This window comes from Hydrogenophaga sp. GW101-3F08 (assembly GCF_059424585.1).
The window spans coordinates 776811-796769 of the sequence record NZ_JBWKZP010000002.1; the positions used below are offsets into that span (position 1 = coordinate 776811).

Annotated in this window: 16 protein-coding genes and 1 tRNA gene; 11 read left to right on the forward strand and 6 right to left on the reverse strand. The window is 64.7% G+C overall.

Annotation, left to right across the window (positions count from 1 at the left end; all coding sequences use genetic code 11):
• Positions 1–118: 118 nt before the first annotated feature.
• From AC07YZ_RS09265 to AC07YZ_RS09275, 3 genes are all read left to right on the forward strand, one after another.
• Positions 119–211, forward strand: a tRNA-Leu gene (locus AC07YZ_RS09265).
• Between the two features lie 42 nt (positions 212–253).
• On the forward strand, positions 254–877 hold the full coding sequence (locus AC07YZ_RS09270; protein WP_226493462.1) for a DUF6806 family protein: 624 nt from the start codon (positions 254–256) through the stop codon (positions 875–877).
• 87 nt (positions 878–964) lie between these two features.
• Positions 965–2281, forward strand: coding sequence for an MFS transporter (locus AC07YZ_RS09275; RefSeq protein WP_494794532.1), 1317 nt, complete (start codon positions 965–967; stop codon positions 2279–2281).
• Positions 2282–2311: 30 nt separating this feature from the next.
• Here AC07YZ_RS09275 and murI read toward each other — a convergent pair whose 3' ends face one another.
• Positions 2312–3124, reverse strand: a complete 813-nt coding sequence (gene murI / locus AC07YZ_RS09280; RefSeq protein ID WP_226493460.1) for a glutamate racemase — start codon at positions 3122–3124, stop codon at positions 2312–2314.
• Positions 3121–4674, reverse strand: coding sequence for a fumarate hydratase (locus AC07YZ_RS09285; RefSeq protein WP_226493459.1), 1554 nt, complete (start codon positions 4672–4674; stop codon positions 3121–3123). The genes murI and AC07YZ_RS09285 overlap by 4 nt, the downstream gene beginning before the upstream one ends.
• Before the next feature lie 130 nt (positions 4675–4804).
• Here AC07YZ_RS09285 and fumC point away from each other — a divergent pair, with 130 nt between their 5' ends.
• Positions 4805–6190, forward strand: coding sequence for a class II fumarate hydratase (gene fumC, locus AC07YZ_RS09290; RefSeq protein ID WP_494794533.1), 1386 nt, complete (start codon positions 4805–4807; stop codon positions 6188–6190).
• A 70-nt stretch (positions 6191–6260) separates the two neighbouring features.
• Here the strand turns inward: fumC and AC07YZ_RS09295 are convergent, their stop codons facing one another.
• Positions 6261–6860 carry a YqhA family protein gene (locus AC07YZ_RS09295; RefSeq protein ID WP_226493457.1) on the reverse strand — a complete coding sequence of 200 codons (600 nt, stop codon included), beginning with the start codon at positions 6858–6860 and terminating at the stop codon, positions 6261–6263.
• A 209-nt stretch (positions 6861–7069) separates the two neighbouring features.
• Here AC07YZ_RS09295 and acs point away from each other — a divergent pair, with 209 nt between their 5' ends.
• Entirely contained in the window at positions 7070–9064 is a 1995-nt protein-coding gene (gene acs, locus AC07YZ_RS09300; RefSeq protein WP_494794534.1) for an acetate--CoA ligase, read from the forward strand.
• Between the two features lie 87 nt (positions 9065–9151).
• On the opposite strand, the gene AC07YZ_RS09305 is transcribed toward acs, so the two are convergent.
• The gene (locus AC07YZ_RS09305; RefSeq protein WP_068175565.1) at positions 9152–9457 is read right to left on the reverse strand and encodes a c-type cytochrome; all 306 of its coding nucleotides are present in this window, start codon (positions 9455–9457) and stop codon (positions 9152–9154) included.
• A gap of 123 nt (positions 9458–9580) precedes the next feature.
• On the opposite strand from AC07YZ_RS09305, the gene AC07YZ_RS09310 reads away from it, so the two are divergent.
• Positions 9581–9826 carry a TIGR04438 family Trp-rich protein gene (locus AC07YZ_RS09310; protein WP_226493455.1) on the forward strand — a complete coding sequence of 82 codons (246 nt, stop codon included), beginning with the start codon at positions 9581–9583 and terminating at the stop codon, positions 9824–9826.
• Positions 9827–9880: 54 nt separating this feature from the next.
• On the opposite strand, the gene ilvD (AC07YZ_RS09315) is transcribed toward AC07YZ_RS09310, so the two are convergent.
• Positions 9881–11587, reverse strand: coding sequence for a dihydroxy-acid dehydratase (ilvD, locus tag AC07YZ_RS09315; RefSeq protein ID WP_494794535.1), 1707 nt, complete (start codon positions 11585–11587; stop codon positions 9881–9883).
• A 164-nt stretch (positions 11588–11751) separates the two neighbouring features.
• Here ilvD (AC07YZ_RS09315) and ilvD (AC07YZ_RS09320) point away from each other — a divergent pair, with 164 nt between their 5' ends.
• Genes ilvD (AC07YZ_RS09320) through AC07YZ_RS09335 form a run of 4 tightly spaced genes read left to right on the forward strand, consistent with a single transcriptional unit; the run spans position 11752 to position 16824 of the window.
• On the forward strand, positions 11752–13599 hold the full coding sequence (gene ilvD / locus AC07YZ_RS09320; RefSeq protein ID WP_494794536.1) for a dihydroxy-acid dehydratase: 1848 nt from the start codon (positions 11752–11754) through the stop codon (positions 13597–13599).
• A 47-nt stretch (positions 13600–13646) separates the two neighbouring features.
• Entirely contained in the window at positions 13647–14474 is an 828-nt protein-coding gene (gene lgt / locus AC07YZ_RS09325; RefSeq protein ID WP_226493452.1) for a prolipoprotein diacylglyceryl transferase, read from the forward strand.
• Entirely contained in the window at positions 14471–15256 is a 786-nt protein-coding gene (locus AC07YZ_RS09330) for an enoyl-CoA hydratase/isomerase family protein (protein WP_494794537.1), read from the forward strand. Before lgt ends, AC07YZ_RS09330 begins: the two co-directional genes overlap by 4 nt.
• An 11-nt stretch (positions 15257–15267) precedes the next feature.
• Positions 15268–16824 carry a malonate--CoA ligase gene (locus tag AC07YZ_RS09335; RefSeq protein ID WP_494794538.1) on the forward strand — a complete coding sequence of 519 codons (1557 nt, stop codon included), beginning with the start codon at positions 15268–15270 and terminating at the stop codon, positions 16822–16824.
• A gap of 145 nt (positions 16825–16969) precedes the next feature.
• Here AC07YZ_RS09335 and AC07YZ_RS09340 read toward each other — a convergent pair whose 3' ends face one another.
• Positions 16970–17413 carry a universal stress protein gene (locus AC07YZ_RS09340; protein ID WP_226493449.1) on the reverse strand — a complete coding sequence of 148 codons (444 nt, stop codon included), beginning with the start codon at positions 17411–17413 and terminating at the stop codon, positions 16970–16972.
• Between the two features lie 92 nt (positions 17414–17505).
• Here AC07YZ_RS09340 and AC07YZ_RS09345 point away from each other — a divergent pair, with 92 nt between their 5' ends.
• Positions 17506–19941, forward strand: coding sequence for a heavy metal translocating P-type ATPase (locus AC07YZ_RS09345; protein WP_494794539.1), 2436 nt, complete (start codon positions 17506–17508; stop codon positions 19939–19941).
• Positions 19942–19959: the final 18 nt, after the last annotated feature.

Genomic DNA, 19959 nt, shown 5'->3' on the forward strand with positions numbered 1-19959 from the left:
GATTCGAAAAAGGGAAGCCCTGGCTTCCCTTTTTTCATTTCTTTGTGCTCTTTTGGGTGTTGCGTGGCCAGTGGCCGCACCAAGGGGGGCTCTGTCGAACCTGCGACAATCAAAGGTCGCCTCGATGGTGAAATTGGTAGACACAGCGGACTTAAAATCCGCCGCTTTCCCGTGAGGGGGCGTACCGGTTCGACCCCGGTTCGAGGCACCAGGCCCTAGGATTTTTCCGGTTTCGCCGGTACAGTGAGTTTCCATGACCCGATACAACGCGCCGTTCGAAATCCATGTGCATGGGGATGTGCCCCTGCGTGAGGATGTCGAGTTCGGCCAGATCCAGGAGGCGCTCAAACCTCTGTGGCAATACGCGGGCGCTCGCTCGCTGGCGGCCGCTGCGGAGAGCACCTACGAAGACGAACCGGGCATCCGCTTCGACGCCGCAACCCATGTGTTGCAGATGTGCTGGACGGTTCCAGGTGACGAGGACTTTCGTCAGGTGATCGAAGAGGCCTGCATGGGGCTCAATGAAATTGCCTCGGCGGGTGCACCGCTCGAGGTGTCGTTCTACGATGCCGAGTTCGACGAGGAAGATGATTCCTCTGAAGAAGAGGCGCGCGACGATTTCATGATGTGTTTTGTAGGCCCCACGCCGGCGGCCATCATGCAGGTGCAGCGGGACCTGCTGGTGCAGGACGTGATCCATGTCATGGAGCGTCATTTTGATGCGGCTGAGCTCGCGGACGTGGTCGGTGCCATCGACAAGCTGTTCACCGAGCGTTTCGATGCCCTGGTCAACTCCATGCAATTGGGCAAACCACCAAGGGGTCACGGTGGCTCCTCCGGCCATGGCGGCCCGCGCAAGCCCCGCCATTTGCACTGATGGTGAACCCGGTGCGGTTCTTCACGCACCGCGACTAGACTGCGCAATAGGGCGGTCGCCGACCGCCATCTGACCGGAGCGGCGGCGATGGCCCTGTTTTCTTCCGAATCCCTGAACCCGGGCGTGCGCAAGCGCGAGGTGTTTGGCTGGGCGATGTACGACTTCGCCAATTCCGGCTACACCACCGTGGTGCTCACGGCGGTCTTCGCGGCCTACTTCGTGGGTTCTGTGGCCGGGGGGGCAGATTGGGCCACGTTCGCCTGGACCCTGGCCTTGAGCGCATCGCACGTGGTGGTCATGTTCACAATCCCCGCTCTGGGGGCGTGGGCCGACCGGCATGCCGCCAAAAAACGGTTGCTGATGCTCTCGACGGTGGGCTGCGTGCTGGCCACGGCGGCGCTGGCCCTGGTCGGTCCCGGCGCGGTGGTGCTGGGCATGCTGCTTGTCATGGTTTCCAACGTGTTCTTTGCCTGGGGAGAGTCGCTGATCGCGGCATTTCTGCCCGAGTTGGCACGCCCGGCGGCGATGGGCAGGGTCAGCGGCTGGGGCTGGAGTTTTGGCTATCTGGGCGGCATGCTGGCATTGGGGTTGAGTCTGGTCTATGTGATTTGGGCGCAAGCCCACGGGCAGCCGGCGAGCCAGTTTGTCCCGGTCACCATGCTGATCACGGCTGGCATCTTTGCGGTGGCGTCGGTGTTCACGCTGGGCCTGTTGCGCGAGCGTGCGCAGTCCACGGGTGGGGAGGGTGGTGTTTCGGGCGTCAAAGCTTCGCTGCGGCAGTTGGGAGACACCTTGCGCCGTGCCCGCAACTACCGCGATTTCATGTGGCTGCTGGGTTGTGCCGTGGCCTATCAGGGCGGTGTGGCGGTGACGATCGCGCTCGCTGCGATCTACGCGGAGCAGGTGATCGGCTTCGTGCAGCAAGAAACCATGGTGCTGATCTTCGTGCTCAACATTGCCGCTGCGCTGGGCGCTTTTGCGTTCGGCTACTGGCAGGACCGGCTGGGCCACAAGCTGGCCTTGGGGATCACACTGGTGGGTTGGATGGCCACGTGCATCATCGCTGCCCTCACCACCACCAAGGGCGGTTTCTGGTACGCCGCCGCCATCGCCGGGCTGTGCATGGGTTCGAGCCAGTCGTCGGGCCGGGCGATGGCCGGCATGCTGGCACCGCCCAGACAATTGGCCGAGTTCTATGGTTTGTGGACCTTTGCTACCCGGCTGGCCAGCATCATCGGGCCCTTGAGCTATGGCGCGATCACCTGGGCCACCGGGGGCAATCAGCGGCTGGCCATCGGGTTCACGGCGCTGCTGTTTTTGCTGGGGCTGGTTTTGCTGTTGCCGGTGAACATGGAGCGGGGTCGCCGTGCAGTGTTGTCGGGTCCTGGCCTGGCGAACGCCTGACCTTGCATCACCATCGCGTCGTGCGCCCGTTCAGACGTCCATGTGAGCGGCGCGAACGGATGTCCCGAGCCAGCGCGCCGCGGCTTGCGCCAGCGGTGCCGGGTCGCCGGTGGACAACAGTGTGATCTGCGGTGTACCGGTCTCCGAGCGAGTGGCCTCGGGCAATCCCAGCACAGCGCGCGTGCGGCGTGCGACTGGAGCGCCGGTTTCAACCAGGCGCACGGCGGGTCCCGCCAGCGCCTGCAGGATGTCGGCTGCGAACGGGTAGTGCGTGCAGCCCAGTACCAGGGTGTCCATCGGCTCCGGGGTGTTGGCGTTGGCGCGCAAGGCGTCCAGGTAGCGCGCACACAAGATCCTGGTTGCGGGTTCGTCGCCTCGCTCGATCGCGTCGGCGAGGCCATCGCAGGCTTGGCCATTGAAGTGCAGCGGGCGGCCGGATTCGGACTCGACCCTGGCGCGCAGCCGTGCAAAGCGCTCACTTTCGACCGTGCCGCGCGTGGCGAGCACGCCGATGTGCCCGGTCCGGCTGAGGGCGGCAGCGGGCTTCAGAGCGGGTTCCACGCCGACGATGGGCCAGTCGGGGTGTTGCCGACGCAGGGATTCGATGGCCAGGGCGGTGGCCGTGTTGCAGGCCACCACCAGGGCATCGACCGCATGGTCCTTGCGCAGTCGGGCGGTGATGCGCTGGGCGCGCTCTGCGACCTGCTGGGCACTGCGTTCGCCATAGGGGGCGTGTGACCCGTCGGCCAGGTAGACGAAATGCGCGTCCGGCATTTCGGCCAGCAGGGCGCGCAGCACGCTCAGGCCGCCCACCCCGCTGTCAAAGACACCGATGGTCTTCAAGCGGCGGCCACCGCGATGCCCTTGAATTCGCCCGAGGCGATGCGCTTGCTCCACTCGGCCGGGCCGGTGATGTGGGCGCTGGTGCCGCCCGCGTCCACGGCCACGGTGACCGGCATGTCGACCACGTCGAATTCGTAAATGGCTTCCATGCCCAGGTCGGCGAAGCCCACGACCTTCGCGGTCTTGATGGCCTTGGAGACCAGGTAGGCGGCGCCGCCCACGGCCATGAGGTAGGCCGACTGGTGCTTCTTGATGGCCTCGATGGCGACCGGGCCGCGCTCGGCCTTGCCAACCATGGCGATCAGGCCGGTTTGCGCCAGCATCATCTCGGTGAAACCGTCCATGCGGGTGGCGGTGGTGGGGCCGGCCGGGCCGACCGCTTCGCCCTTGACAGGATCGACCGGGCCGACGTAGTAGATGACGCGGTTGGTGAAGTCCACCGGCAGCGGTTCGCCCTTGGCCAGCATGTCCTGGATGCGTTTGTGGGCGGCGTCACGGCCGGTGAGCATCTTGCCGTTGAGCAGCAGGGTCTGGCCGGGTTTCCAGCTGGCCACCTCGGCCGGGGTCAGCGTGTTGAGGTCCACGCGCTGGCTTTTCTGGGTATCGGGCGTCCAGTCCACGTTGGGCCACAGGTCCAGGCTGGGCGGGTCGATGTAGACCGGGCCGCTGCCATCGAGCACGAAGTGGGCGTGGCGCGTGGCCGCGCAGTTGGGGATCATGGCCACCGGCTTGCTGGCCGCGTGCGTGGGGTACATCTTGATCTTGACGTCGAGCACGGTGGTCAGGCCGCCCAGGCCTTGCGCGCCGATGCCCAACGCATTGACCTTGTCAAACAACTCCAGACGCATCTCTTCGACCTTGCTGAGTTGCTCGCCCTTGGCGGCCTTGGCCTGCAGCTCGTACATGTCCAGGTCGTCCATCAGGCTTTCCTTGGCCATCAGCACGGCCTTCTCTGCGGTGCCGCCGATGCCGATGCCCAGCATGCCCGGCGGGCACCAGCCGGCGCCCATGGTCGGCACGGTCTTGAGCACCCAGTCGACCACGTTGTCGCCCGGGTTGAGCATGACCATCTTGGATTTGTTCTCCGAGCCACCGCCCTTGGCCGCGACGGTGACTTCCACCGTGTTGCCCGGCACGATCTCGGTGAAGATCACGGCGGGCGTGTTGTCCTTGGTGTTCTTGCGGTCGAACTGCGGGTCGGCCACGACGCTGGCGCGCAGCGTGTTGTCGGGGTGGTTGTAGCCGCGGCGCACGCCTTCGTTGATGGCGTCGTCCAGGCTGCCGGAAAAACCTTCCCAGCGCACGTCCATGCCGACTTTCAGGAAGACGTTGACGATGCCGGTGTCCTGGCAGATCGGGCGGTGCCCGGTGGCGCTCATCTTGCTGTTGGTCAGGATCTGCGCGATCGCGTCCTTGGCGGCTGCGCTCTGCTCGCGTTCGTAGGCACGGGCCAGGTGGGCGATGTAGTCGGCCGGGTGGTAGTAGCTGATGTACTGCAGGGCGGCTGCGACGGATTCGATCAGGTCGTTCTGACGGATGCTCGTGGTCATGGCGTGGGCTTGAGGTTGACGTGGAGAAAGGGTGCCGCAGTGGCTGGGCGGCGCAATGTCTGCTACGGTGAGCGCAACCCCTTATTTTGACAGGTTGAACCCTGTCGCCGGCTGACACCAGGAGGCACGCATGGACACCCGCACCGAGCACGACACCATGGGCTCCATTGCCGTTCCGGCGGAGCGACTGTGGGGGGCGCAGACGCAGCGTTCTCTGGAGCATTTCGACATTTCGGGCGAGCGGATGCCGCCTGAATTGATCCATGCGCTGGTCCGGGTCAAGCGGGCCTGTGCCGTGGTGAACCAGGGCCTGGCCGGCCTGGCGCCCGACAAGGCGAAAGCCATCGAGGCCGCGGCCGGCGAGGTGATTGACGGGCGGTGGGATGCCGAGTTCCCGTTGGTGATCTGGCAGACCGGCTCAGGCACGCAGACCAACATGAACGCCAACGAGGTGCTGGCCAATCGCGCCAGCGAGTTGTTGGGTGGCAAGCGTGGCCAGCGGCGGCTGGTGCACCCGAACGACGACGTCAACCGCAGCCAGTCGTCCAACGATGTGTTTCCCACCGCGATGCACCTGGCGGCGGTGGACGGGCTGGTGCGGGCGCTGCTGCCCGCGCTGGGTGGCTTGCACGACACCCTGGCCGCGAAAGCCGTATTGTTCGATGGCATCGTGAAGATCGGGCGCACCCATTTGCAGGACGCCACACCGCTCACCCTGGGGCAGGAGGTGTCCGGCTGGGCGGCCCAGCTGGCGCATGCCGAGCAGCACATCCGGGCCGCGCTGCCGCACCTGTGCGAACTGGCCCTGGGTGGCACGGCTGTGGGGACCGGTTTGAACGCGCCTGTGGGGTTCGACGTGGCGGTGGCGGCCGAGCTGGCCCGGGACACCGGTTTGCCGCTGGTCACGGCACCCAACAAGTTCGAGGCGCTGGCCAGTTGCGACGCGCTGGTGCACGCACACGGCGCGCTCAAGGGGTTGGCCGCGAGTCTGATGAAGATCTCCAACGACGTGCGCTGGCTCGCCAGCGGCCCTCGCAGCGGGCTGGGAGAGCTGTCGATTCCCGAAAACGAACCCGGCTCGTCCATCATGCCGGGCAAGGTCAACCCCACGCAGTGCGAAGCGCTCACCATGTTGTGTTGCCAGGTGATGGGCAACGACGTGGCCATCAACATGGGCGGCGCCTCGGGCAACTTCGAACTCAATGTGTTCCGCCCCATGGTGGCGCACAACTTCCTGCAGAGCGTGCGCCTGCTGGCCGATGGCATGGCCAGTTTCAACGGCCATTGCGCACTCGGCATCGCGCCGAACATCGAGCGCATCGGCGAACTGGTGGAACAGTCCTTGATGCTGGTGACCGCGCTCAATCCGCACATCGGCTACGACCGGGCCGCCGAGATCGCGAAGAAAGCGCACCGGGACGGGACGACGTTGCGCGAAGCGGCGCTGGCATCCGGTCATGTGAGCGCCGAACAGTTCGATCAGTGGGTGGTGCCCGGCGAGATGACCGGTCGTTGATGCCGTCTGTGTGTCAGAACGCAACAAGCGGCCACCCGGCCGCTTGTTGCGTTGTCCCGGTTGTGAACGATCAGTGGTCGTCGGTCGCCGGACGGGCCATCAGCCGATCGGTCATCGCAATCGCCATGGCACTGAGCAGGAACACCACGTGGATGATGGTCTGCCACATCAAGACCTTCAGATCGTAGTTGGCGGCGTTGATGAAGGTCTTGAGCAGGTGGATCGAGCTGATGCCGATGATGGCCGTGGCCAGCTTGACCTTGAGTACCGAGGCGTTCACGTGGCTCAGCCACTCGGGCTGGTCCGGGTGGCTCTCCAGGTTCATGCGGCTCACGAAGGTCTCGTAGCCACCCACGATCACCATGATCAGCAGGTTGGAGATCATGACCACGTCGATCAAGGCGAGCACCACCAGCATGATGATGGTTTCGTTGAGGGTGGTGATGTCGAACGACTCCTTGTAGCCAATGCTCTTGACCAGCGCGGCCAACGCGTCCTTGTTGCCGAAAGCGGCCTCGATCAAATGGACCAGTTCGACCCAGAAATGGAACACATAGATGCCCTGGGCCAGGATCAGGCCCAGGTAGAGCGGCAATTGCAGCCAGCGGCTGGCAAAGATCAGGTTGGGCAGGGCCTGGAGCGTGCGGGGCGTTTTGACGGGGTCGGTCATGGAGGGTACAAATGCAGGGGGAATGCGGGCAGGCACAATGTATGCGAGGAAGATTGTAGGTCTGTGACGCATCGGCGCTTGCGGGCGTTGGCGCTGCCGGCTTCCCCGGGGGAGCCGGCCCGCCGCTCGTGTCTATGTAAGTGGCTCGTAAGAGCCTTTGCGCACATTCAAAGAGTCAACCTTTCCCACTACACCTGAGGAGACTGCCCATGTCCACACCTTCGACGTCCATTGAATCCACCCTGGTCGAGAACCGTGTTTTTGAGCCCACGGAGGCGACTGTCAAGGCCGCCCGGATCTCGGGTATGGATGCCTACAACGCGCTGTGCGCCGAGGCGGAAAACGACTTCGAAGGTTTCTGGGCCCGGCGTGCTCGCGAAACGCTCACCTGGCACAAGCCATTCACCAAGACGCTGGACGAATCGAATGCGCCGTTCTTCAAGTGGTTTGAAGACGGTGAACTCAATGCCTCCTACAACTGCCTGGATCGCCACATGGGCACCCCGGTGGAGAACAAGACCGCCATCATCTTCGAAGCCGATGGTGGCGAAGTGACCAAGGTGACCTACAAGGAACTGCTGGGCAAAGTGTCGCAATTTGCGAATGCCTTGAAGGCCCGTGGCGTGAAAAAAGGTGACCGTGTGGTCATCTACATGCCCATGACCATTGAGGGTGTGGTCGCCATGCAGGCTTGCGCACGCATCGGTGCAACCCACAGCGTGGTGTTCGGTGGCTTCTCGGCCAAGGCGCTGCAGGAGCGCATCCAGGACGCGGGCGCTGTGGCTGTGATCACCGCCAACTACCAACTGCGTGGCGGCAAGGAACTGCCGCTCAAGGCGATCGTGGACGAAGGCATCGCCATGGGTGGCTGCGAATGCATCAAGGACGTGATCGTGTTCCAGCGCACGCCCACGGCGGTGAACATGGTGGCTGGCCGCGACAGCTTCATGCACGACGTGATGGCCGGCCAGTCCACCGACTGCCCGGCCGAAATGGTGGGTGCCGAGCACCCGCTGTTCGTGCTCTACACCTCCGGCTCCACCGGCAAGCCCAAGGGCGTGCAGCACAGCACGGGCGGTTACCTGCTGTGGGCCAGCCTGACCATGCAGTGGACCTTCGACCTGCAGGACAAGGACATCTTCTGGTGCACCGCCGACATCGGCTGGATCACCGGTCATACCTATGTGGCCTACGGCCCGCTGGCTGCGGGTGCCACGCAGATCGTGTTCGAAGGTGTGCCGACCTACCCGAATGCGGGTCGCTTCTGGCAGATGATCGAGCGCCACAAGTGCACGATCTTCTACACCGCTCCCACCGCCATCCGCTCGCTGATCAAGGCCGCCGAGGGCGATGAAAAAGTGCACCCGGCCCGCTCCGATCTGAGCAGCCTGCGCATCCTGGGCTCGGTCGGCGAACCGATCAACCCCGAAGCCTGGATGTGGTACTACAAACACGTGGGCGGCGAGCGCTGCCCCATCGTGGACACCTTCTGGCAGACCGAAACCGGTGGCCACATGATCTCCCCGCTGCCGGGCGCCACGCCGCTGGTGCCGGGCTCGTGCACATTGCCACTGCCGGGCATCACCACCGCCATCGTTGACGAAGCCGGCATGGACGTGCCCAACGGGGCGGGCGGCATCCTTGTGGTCAAGAAGCCTTGGCCTTCGATGATCCGCACCATCTGGGGCGACCCGGAGCGTTTCAAGAAGAGCTATTTCCCCGAGGAACTCAAGGGCTACTACCTGGCCGGCGACGGTGCGGTGCGCAGTGCCGACCGTGGCTACTTCCGCATCACCGGCCGCATCGACGACGTGCTCAACGTCTCGGGCCACCGCATGGGCACGATGGAGATCGAGTCGGCGCTGGTGGGCAAGACCGACCTGGTGGCCGAAGCGGCCGTGGTGGGGCGTCCGGACGATCTGACGGGCGAAGCCATTGTGGCTTTCGTGGTGCTCAAGCGTTCGCGTCCGACGGGTGACGAGGCCAAGGCCATTGCCAAGGTGCTGCGCGACTGGGTGGGCAAGGAAATCGGTCCGATCGCCAAGCCCAAGGACATCCGGTTTGGTGACAACCTGCCCAAGACCCGTTCGGGCAAGATCATGCGTCGCCTGTTGCGTTCCATCGCCAAGGGCGAGGCCATTACCCAGGACACCTCCACGCTGGAGAATCCGGCCATCCTCGATCAGTTGTCGGAAAACAATTGATTCCGGTGCAGGGCATGTCGCCGTGCCCGGCCAATAAAAAACCCGCTGAACATCAGCGGGTTTTTTATTGGGTCAATGGCCCGTCGCTTATTTCAGGCTCAGCACCCAGGTGGCCAGCTTCTTGGCCTCGGCCGGGTTGACCTGCGTGTTGGCGGGCATAGGGATGGCGCCCCAGACACCCGAGCCACCCTTGACGATCTTGGCGGCGAGCATGTCCGCCGCCTTGGCATCGCCAGCGTATTTCTTGGCGACGTCCTTGTAGGCCGGGCCCACCAGTTTCTTGTCCACCGCATGGCAGGCCATGCAGTTCTTGCTTTTGGCGAGGGCTTCGTCGGCCATGGCCGGAGCGGAGATGGCGGCCATGGCGGCCATAATCAGAAGAGCGCGTTTCATGGAGTTATCCTCGTGGGTGAAAAATGAAAATGTCACGGTCCCGATTCTACCGATTCGGATTTTCGTGAAGCGCAGGCTTACAGTTTCTTGCCGGGCTTTATCAGCCCTTTACCGGAGGGTGTGATGTTTCTCCTGATTGCGGGCGTTGCCTTGACCATTTGGAACTATATGCGGATCGGTCTGGTCGCCGATTCGTCGTGGTGGTGGGTGTTGTCGCCTTTTCTCATGGCCATGGCCTGGTGGGCCTGGGCCGATGCCACGGGCTACACCAAGCGCAAGCAGATGGAGAAGATGGACAAGAAGAAACAGGACCGGATCGAGAAACAGCGCGAGGCCCTGGGCCTCAAGTCCAAGAGGCGCTCGCGGTAGGCGGTCGGTGCCTGGGGCAGGCCCTGCAGCCGGTCTGGTCTGACTTCACTCCGGTCAATAGTTGTCCAGCACAGCCCCCTGGCTGGCGCTGGACGCGTTGAAGGCAAATTTGGCCTGCACGCCTCGGGTGTAGCGCGGCGCGGGAGCCGTCCACGCCGCACGTCGTTTCGCGATCTCGGCGTCGGGCACATGGAGTTCCAGCAGCAAGCGGTGCGCGTCGATCGTGATGCGGTCGCCTTCCTGCACCAGTCCGATCGTGCCGCCGACCGCCGCCTCAGGCGCCACATGGCCCACCACCATGCCCCAGGTGCCGCCGGAGAAACGCCCATCGGTGATCAGGCCAACGCTCTCGCCCAGTCCGGCGCCGATCAGGGCGCCCGTGGGCGCCAGCATCTCGGGCATGCCGGGTCCACCCTTAGGGCCGAGGTAGCGCAACACCATCACGTCACCGGCCACGATGTGGCCGTCCAGGATGGCTTTGAGCGCAGACTGCTCGTCGTCGAACACGCGGGCAGGGCCGGTCATGACCGGATTCTTCAGGCCGGTGATCTTGGCCACGCAGCCTTCGGGTGACAGATTGCCTTTGAGGATGGCCAGGTGGCCGTGTTCGTACAACGGCCGATCGAGCGGCCGGATCACGTCCTGGTCGGCGCGCGGGGTATCGGGCACGTCCTTGAGCGCCTCGGCAATGGTCTGGCCCGTGATGGTGAGGCAGTCGCCGTGCAGCAGGCCGGCGTTGAGCAGCATTTTCATGACCTGAGGAATGCCGCCGGCCTTGTGCAGGTCGACCGCGAGGTATTGGCCGCTGGGTTTGAGGTCGCAGAGCACGGGAATCTTCTGGCGCACGCGCTCGAAGTCGTCGATGGTCCACTCCACCTCGGCCGCATGCGCAATGGCCAGAAAGTGCAGCACCGCGTTGGTGGACCCGCCTGTGGCCATGATCACGGCGACCGCGTTCTCAATGCTCTTGCGCGTGACGATGTCGCGGGGCTTGATGTCTTGTCGGATGGCTTCGATCAGCACCCTGGCCGATTCCCTGGCCGAGTTCGTCTTTTCGTCGTGGGGGTTGGCCATGGTGCTGGAGTAGGGCAGCGAAATGCCCAGCGCCTCGAAGGCCGATGACATGGTGTTGGCGGTGTACATGCCGCCGCACGAGCCGGTCCCCGGGATGGCGCGCTGCTCGATCTCGTGCAGGTCGTGGTCGCTGAGCCTGCCGGCGGCGTTCTGGCCCACGGCTTCGAACACGCTCACGATGTTGAGGTCCTGGTCCTTGTAGCGGCCTGGCAGGATGGTGCCGCCATACACATAGATCGCGGGCACGTTGGCGCGCAGCATGCCCATCAGACCGCCCGGCATGTTCTTGTCGCAGCCACCGATGACCACCACGCCGTCCATCCACTGGCCCTGCACGCAGGTCTCCACGCAGTCGGAGATGACCTCGCGCGACACCAGCGAATACTTCATGCCTTCTGTGCCCATGGCCATGCCATCGGAAATGGTGGGAGTGCCAAACACCTGTGCGTTGCCGCCGGCCTCTTCGATGCCCGCGATGGCCGCATCGGCCAGCTTCTGCAGGCCCGAGTTGCAGGGTGTGATCGTGCTGTGGCCGTTGGCCACACCGACCATGGGTTTGACGAAGTCGCCTTCCTCGTAGCCCATGGCGTAGTACATGGACCGGTTGGGCGCGCGCGACTTGCCCTGGGTGATGTGCGCACTGCGGCGGTTGATCGGAAGGATGGGGATGGGCGTGTTGTCGGCCATGGGGTGTCTCCGTGGGTGGGCTGGTTCGGCCGCGCCGGGCCGTTGCGGGGCGTCGGCTGGGCAAGCTTCGCTTATAGCCCACGGGGCAATCACCCCTGGCCCGTGGGAGATAATCGAAGACGCGATTTTTCCTGTCCCCGAATTCCCCCAGACGAAAAACCACCATGCCCGCATACCGTTCCAAGACCTCCACCGCCGGCCGCAACATGGCGGGCGCCCGCTCGCTGTGGCGTGCCACCGGCATGAAGGACGGCGACTTCGACAAGCCCATCATCGCCATCGCCAATTCCTTCACCCAGTTCGTGCCCGGCCACGTGCACCTGAAGGACCTGGGCCAGCTCGTGGCGCGTGAGATCGAGGCCGCCGGGGGCGTGGCCAAGGAGTTCAACACCATCGCGGTGGACGACGGCATCGCCATGGGGCACGACGGCATGCTGTATTCGCTGCCCAGCCGCGACATCATTGCCGACTCGGTCGAGTACATGGTCAACGCGCACTGCGCCGATGCGCTGGTCTGCATTTCCAACTGCGACAAGATCACTCCGGGGATGCTGATGGCCGCGATGCGCCTGAACATTCCCGTGGTGTTCGTCTCGGGCGGTCCGATGGAAGCGGGCAAGACCCGCCTGGCGGGCAGCATCGAGATCAAGAAGCTCGATCTGATCGATGCCATGGTGATGGCCGCCGACGTCAAGGTGTCGGATGCCGACCTGGCCGAGGTGGAGCGCTCCGCCTGCCCGACCTGCGGTTCCTGCTCCGGCATGTTCACCGCCAATTCCATGAACTGCCTGACCGAGGCGCTGGGACTCTCGCTGCCGGGCAACGGCACGGTGGTGGCGACCCACGCCGACCGCGAGCAGCTTTTCAAACGTGCCGGTCGCCTGGCGGTTGAACTCTGCCGCCGCTATTACGAGCAGGACGATGCATCCGTGCTGCCGCGTTCCATGGGTTTCAAGGCCTTCGAGAACGCCATCACGCTGGACATCGCGATGGGTGGTTCGACCAACACCATCCTGCACCTGCTGGCGATCGCCCAGGAAGCCGAAATCGATTTCACCATGAAGGACATCGACCGCCTCTCGCGCGTCGTGCCGCAGCTGTGCAAGGTGGCACCGAACACCAACAAGTACCACATCGAAGACGTGCACCGCGCGGGCGGCATCATGGCCATCCTGGGTGAACTGGATCGCGCCGGTAAGCTGCACACCGATGTGCCCACGGTGCACGCCCGGACCATGAAGGACGCGCTGGACCAGTGGGACATCGCGCGCAACCCGAGCGCCGAGGTGCAGATCTTTTACCGGGCCGGTCCGGCCGGTGTGCCCAGCCAGGTGGCGTTCAGCCAGTCCACGCGCTGGCCCAGTCTGGACACCGACCGCGCCGAAGGTTGCATCCGTTCGGGGGCGCATGCCTTCTCGCAAGAAGGCGGGCTGGCCGTTCTGGTGGGCAACATCGCGCTCAATGGCTGCGTGGTGAAAACCGCCGGTGTGGACGACGCGCTGCTGGTGTTTGAGGGCACGGCCCACGTGACCGAGTCTCAGGACGAGGCGGTCGCCAACATCCTGGACGACAAGGTCAAAGCCGGCGACGTGGTGATCGTGCGCTACGAAGGCCCCAAGGGCGGCCCGGGCATGCAGGAAATGCTCTACCCGACCTCGTACATCAAGTCCAAGGGCCTGGGCAAGGCTTGCGCGTTGCTGACCGATGGCCGCTTCTCTGGTGGCACCTCGGGCCTGTCGATCGGCCACTGCTCTCCGGAAGCGGCGGCCGGTGGCGCTATCGGCCTGGTGCGCAACGGCGATCGCATCCGCATCGACATTCCCAACCGCAGCATCAACGTGCTGGTGTCCGACGATGAGCTGGCACAGCGCCGCAGCGAACAGGACGCCAGGGGCTGGAAACCCGCATTGCCCCGCAAGCGCAAGGTGTCTGCAGCGCTCAAGGCCTATGCCTTGCTCGCCATGTCGGCCGACAAGGGCGCCGTGCGCGACCTCTCGCTGCTCGGCGACTGAGGCACGCGGGGTCGGGTCGATAGGGCTTGCGTGCACAATCGCTGACCATGTTGATCCATCCTCAAATCGATCCGGTCGCTCTGCAGCTGGGGCCGCTGGCCATCCACTGGTACGGACTGACCTACCTCGCGGCCTTCGGCCTGTTCATGCTCTTGGCCAATGCGCGGTTGCGCCACGAGCCCTTTGCCTCCGTGCGCCAGCCCTCGCCCTGGACCCGGCGCGACACCGAAGACATCCTGTTCCTGGGTGTGATGGGGGTGGTGCTCGGGGGGCGCATCGGGTATTGCCTGTTTTACAAACCCGCGTACTACCTGGCGCATCCGCTGGAGGTGTTCGCGGTCTGGCAGGGCGGCATGAGCTTTCATGGGGGGCTGCTGGGCGTGATGGCGGCCATGGTCTGGTACGCCCACAGCCGCCAGCGGCCGTTCATGCAGGTGATGGACTTCGTGGCGCCCTGCGTGCCCACGGGCCTGGCCGCCGGGCGGTTGGGCAACTTCATCAACGGTGAGCTCTGGGGTCGTGTGGCCGACCCGTCCCTGCCATGGGGCATGGTGTTCCGCGGCGCGGGCGATCTGCCGCGCCACCCCTCGCAGGTCTACCAGTTCCTGCTGGAAGGTTTGCTGCTGTTCGTGTTGCTTTGGTTCTATGCGCGCAGGGAGCGCGCGCGCGGGCAGGTGTCGGCGGTGTTCTTGCTCGGCTACGGGGTGTTCCGTTTTATCGCCGAGTTTTTCCGCGAGCCCGATGCCCACCTCGGCTTGCTGTCGCTGGGCATGAGCATGGGCCAATGGCTGTGCGTGCCCATGATTCTGGCAGGTGCGTTCATGTGGTGGTGGTTCGGTCGGCGTGGGGGTGCGGGCGCAGGAGCGTCCTTGTGAGTCCCTCTGGCCGGGTCGATTGCCGGATCGACGGCGGGTTGGCCCACGTCACGCTGTGCCACCCGGGCAAGTTCAACGCCATGTCGCGGCCCATGTGGCGCGAACTGCGCCGGGTCTTTGAAGAACTGGCGCTCAGTGAAACCGTGCGCTGCGTGCTGGTGCAAGGCCACGAGGGGCATTTCTGCGCGGGCGGAGATATTTCGGAGTACCCGGATTTCCGCTTTGACGAAGCGGCGCTCAGAGCGTTTCACGAGGACGACGTCTGGGGTGGGTTGAGCGCCATGCTGGATTGCGACCTGCCTGTCGTGGCGCAGATCGCTGGCAACTGCATGGGGGCGGGCCTGGAGATCGCCAGTTGTTGCGACCTGCGCGTGGCCAGCGAATCCGCGCGCTTTGGTGCGCCGATCGCGAAACTGGGCTTCCCCATGGCGCCGCGTGAAGCCCAGTTGGTGGCCCATGCGGTCGGGGAGCTGACCGCGCGCGAAATGCTGCTGGCCGCGGCCGTGTTGCCCGCAACCGAGATGAAGGCCCGTGGTTTTCTCAACCGGGTGCTGCCCGTGGACACCTTGGACACGGAAATACGCACTTTGATCGACGGCATGATCCGGCTGAGTCCGCAGGCTGCGCGCCTGAACAAGCAGACACTGCGCGCGCTCGGTGGGCGAGGGCAGGGCGTTGACTCTTCTGCCGCGCTGCTGGCGGGTGCTTACCGGTATGCGGACAGCGCCGAACACATCGAAGGCATCTCTGCCTTCCTGGCCAAACGGCCGCCCCAGTTCTGATACCGACTCTCATGCGCAACCACAATCTTTTTGCCGCGCTGCGCGCGGCGTTTCCGACCGACCTGGATGCCTGTGCCATTGAAACAGCGGGTGGCGCGGGACCAGCGCTGCGCTACTCGTGGCGCGACCTGGACCATGCCACGGCCATGGTGGCCAACCTGCTGGCCTCGCTGGAGCTGCCGGCCGGTGCGCGCATCGCCGTGCAGGTCGAGAAATCGGTCGAGGCGCTCATCCTGTACCTCGCCACGCTGCGTGCGGGGTATGTTTTTCTGCCGCTCAATACCGCCTATCAAAGTGCCGAGATCGAGTACTTCATTGGCAACGCCGAGCCTGCGGTGGTGGTGTGCAGTCCGGCCCATTTTGGTTGGGTCTCCAAGATCGCTTTCATGGCGGGTACGCGCCATGTGTTTACCCTGGACGAGGAGCGAGGCGGCAGCCTGCTGGAGCGCGCGGCCCACCACAGCACCGTGCACCAGCCCGCCGTCTGTGCGGCCGACGATCTGGCGGTCATCATCTACACCAGTGGGACCACGGGTCGCAGCAAAGGAGCCATGCTCACGCACGGCAACATGCTCAGCAACGCGCTCGTGCTGCGCGACTATTGGTGCTGGCGAGCGGACGACGTGCTGATCCACGCCCTGCCGATCTTTCATGTGCACGGCCTGTTCGTGGCGGTGCACGGTGCCTTGATCAACGGCAGCTCCATGTTGTGGCTCAACCGTTTTGACGCCCCCACCGTGGTGTCGTTGTTGCCGCGCGCCACCGTGTTCATGGGCGTCCCCACGCTGTATGTGCGTCTGCTGGCCGAGCCGGGGCTGACCCGGCAGCAGGCGGCGCACATGCGTTTGTTCATTTCGGGCTCGGCGCCGTTGCTGATCGAGACCTTTGACACCTGGAAACTGCGCACCGGACACACCATTCTGGAGCGCTATGGCATGAGCGAAACCATCATGCTGACTTCCAACCCCTGCGAAGCCGATCTTCGCCACGATGGGCTCGCCGAACGGCGCGGCGGCACGGTGGGGTTTGCGCTGCCAGGCGTGGACTTGCGTGTGGTGGACGACGCAGAGCATGCATTGACCGCGGGCGAGACCGGTGCGATCCAGGTGCGCGGGCCCAATGTGTTCAAGGGCTATTGGCGCATGCCGGAAAAAACCGCGGAAGAGTTCACGGCCGATGGTTTCTTCAAAACGGGCGATGTGGGGCGCGTGGATGCGCAGGGTTACCTGACCATCGTCGGGCGCAGCAAGGACCTCATCATTTCCGGGGGCTACAACGTCTACCCGGCCGAAGTCGAGGGTTTCATCAACGGCTTGCCTGGCGTGGCCGAGAGTGCGGTGGTCGGCGTTCCACACCCGGACTTCGGTGAAGTCGGGGTGGCGGTGGTGATTGCTCGGCCCGGCAGTCGGGTGGATCCCGAGCAGCTCATCGCCAGTCTCAAGGCGCAACTGGCCAATTTCAAGGTGCCCAAACGCTGCTTCGTGGTGGACGAACTGCCACGCAACACCATGGGAAAAGTGCAGAAAAACCTGCTGCGCGAACGGTACAAGGCCCTGTTCATGGGCTGAGGGTCGCACGCCACCGACGGGGGAGGTCCAGGGGGCAAGTGGTGGAGGCCATGTCCCAGGCACAGGGGCGCGCGGAGGCGGTTTGCCACGCCGCAACGATGGCATTCTTGGGTGCCAGGCCCACCCCGTGGGCCTGGCAAGGGAGTCATCTCAGGACGAGCACCGGAATGTGCGAGTGGGTCAGTACCTGCTGGGTCTCGCTGCCGAGCAACAACCGCTTGAGGCCCCGGCGACCATGTGAGGCCATCACGATCAGGTCGCACTTGTTGCGCTTGGCCGCGGCGATGATGGCCTCGGCAATCAGGTCGGACTTCACCGTGATCGGCTTGACCTTCACTTCGCGCAACTGACCGGCCGCCTTCACCGCGTTGACGGCCTCCATGGCCTCGTCCAGCCACTGCTTTTCGATGCGGGCCACTTCGGCCGCTGCGAGCGCCACGCCCCCTTCAAAGTAGGTCTGCGGATAACGCGGGACCACTTTGAGGGCGATCACTTCTGCGCCCGTCAGATCAGCCAGATTGATACCGTGCTCAACGGCTTGTTGGGAGAGTTTTGAGCCGTCTGTCGCGATCAAAATTCGTTTGTACATGCTGCATCTCCTCGGGCAATTGTTGGAACAGCCATAGACTAGCAAAGAGCGACCGGTTTCGGTTGACTTAAATCAAGCGTGAGGAATGCCACTTGAACTACCCTCGGGGCATGAACGAGGCCGCCACCGCGCCGCCGGTGGGGTCTTTGCTCGCCGATCCGCATCCTGATGGCCAGGCCGTTCAGGAAGAACCCTTTGCGTCTGGTTCACGAGGTTGGCTGGGAGACCATCGCGGGCCACTCACCGTGACCGACGACTTTGGCGTGCTCGACGATCCGGTCGAGCAACAGGAGTTCACGCAGTTCAGCGAGGTGGAGGGCCGAACGACCGCTGAATCGGTGTTGATGGTGCAGGGCATGTATTGCGCGGCCTGTGCCGACACCGTCGAGTGCGTGCTGCAGGACCTGCCTGGTGTGGAGTGGGCACAGGTGCATGCAGCCACGCGGCGGCTCACGCTGCGCTGGGATCCTTCCCGGACCACGGTATCGAGCCTGGCCCGAGCGGTGGGCCAGACCGGGTACCGACTGCTGCCGATGCAGCAGGCACTGTCCATCAGCGAGCGCCTGCGTGAAACGCGTCAGGCCTTGTGGCGTTTGTTCGTGGCGGGCTTTTGTGCCATGCAGGTCATGATGTACGCATGGCCGGCGTACATCACCGAGCCGGGCGAAATCCCTGCCGACATAGACCAGTTGCTGCGCTGGGCCAGTTGGGTGCTGAGTCTGCCGGTGGTGTTTTTCGCCAGTGGTCCCTTTTTCAGCAGCGCCTGGCGCGACCTGCGGCAAGGCAGGGTCGGCATGGACACACCGGTGTCGATCGGCATTCTCGTGACCTTTCTGGCCAGTTCCGCGGCCACCTTCGATCCTTCCGGCGTCTGGGGTCATGAGGTCTGGTTCGACTCGCTGACCATGTTCGTGTTTTTCCTGCTGGGTGGGCGTTACCTGGAACTCAAGGCGCGCGACCGCACGGCTGGCGCGCTCGACAGCCTGATGAACCGCCTGCCCGAAGTGTGTGAGCGACAGACACCCGCAGGCGGTTTTGAAACCATGTCGCTCCGTCGTCTGGTCGTCGGGGACGTGGTGCGTGTGCAGGCAGGGCAGGCTTTCCCCGGCGACGGTGACATCTTGAGCGAGTCGGCCACGGTGGACGAGGCCTTGTTGACGGGCGAGTCGCGCCCGGTCACGCGGGCGCAGGGGCAGGGCGTGGTGGCAGGCAGCTTCAATCTGGGTGGTCCGGTGTTGGTGCGGATTGCCCGGCTGGGGCGCGACACCCGGTTCGCGCAGATCGTGGCGCTGATGGAGCGGGCGTCTACCGAAAAGCCCCGTCTGGCCGTGCTGGCCGACCGCATCGCGGCGCCGTTTCTGGTCTTGGTGTTGCTCGCTGCCGCATTGGCCGGTTTCTACTGGTGGCAGATCGATCACACCAAGGCGCTCGGGGTGGCTGTGGCCGTGCTCATCGTCACCTGCCCGTGCGCGCTCTCGTTGGCCACGCCCGCCGCCATGCTCAGCTCGGCCGGTGCGCTGGCGCGGCGCGGCATTCTCGTGCGGCGGCTGCAGGCATTCGAGGCCTTGGCCCAGATCAACGCCGTGGTGTTCGACAAGACGGGCACGCTGACGCATGACCGGCTGGTGCTGGTGGATGTGCGCACACGTGAGGGCGTGGGGCGGGAACAGGCGCTGGCATTGGCCGGAGCGCTGGCTGCGGGTTCTCTGCACCCGGTATCGCGCGCGATAGCACAGGCGGTTTCGGTGGAGCAAGCGGGAGACGTGCCGTCCTTGACGGAGCTGACTGAGGTTGCTGGGCAGGGCATGCAGGCAAGGCGTCCCAGTGGTACCTGGGTGCGGCTGGGTTCAGCGGTTTTTTGTGGTGCGCGCCATGCCGAGCGTTCGACCGACGATTCACCCAGAGCCTTCCTGGCGGACGAGCAGGGCTGGATGGCGACTTTCGAGTTGCAGGAGGGGTTGCGCGCCGATGCCCAGGATGCGGTCGCTGCTTTGCGTGCCATGGGTGTGCGCACCTGGCTGCTTTCCGGCGACCGCGAGAGCGCAGCCATGCAGGTGGGGCGGGCCGTGGGGGTGGATCACGTGATCGCTGGCGCCTCGCCCGAGCAGAAGCTGGTCGAAGTGGTGGCCTTGCAGGGGCAAGGCATGAAGCTGGCGATGGTGGGCGATGGTCTCAACGACGGCCCGGTGCTGGCGCGAGCCAATACCTCGTTTGCGCTAGGTCACGCTGCGCCTTTGGCTCAAGCCCAGTCGGACTATGTGATCCAGGGCGGGGAGGTCATGGGCGTGGTCTTGACATTGCGTCAGGCCCGGTCCACGCTGCGCATCGTGCGGCAGAACCTCGTCTGGGCCGCGGTCTACAACCTGGTGAGCGTGCCCTTGGCGCTCGTGGGCTGGATGCCTCCCTGGCTGGCCGGACTCGGCATGGCTGGTAGTTCGTTGCTGGTGATCGTCAACGCGTTGCGCTTGGCGTCCAAAGCCACAGCGGGCGTCCCAGCGACCACTGTGGGTGCGAGCTCATCCGCATAAAGGCGCGGTATTCACCGC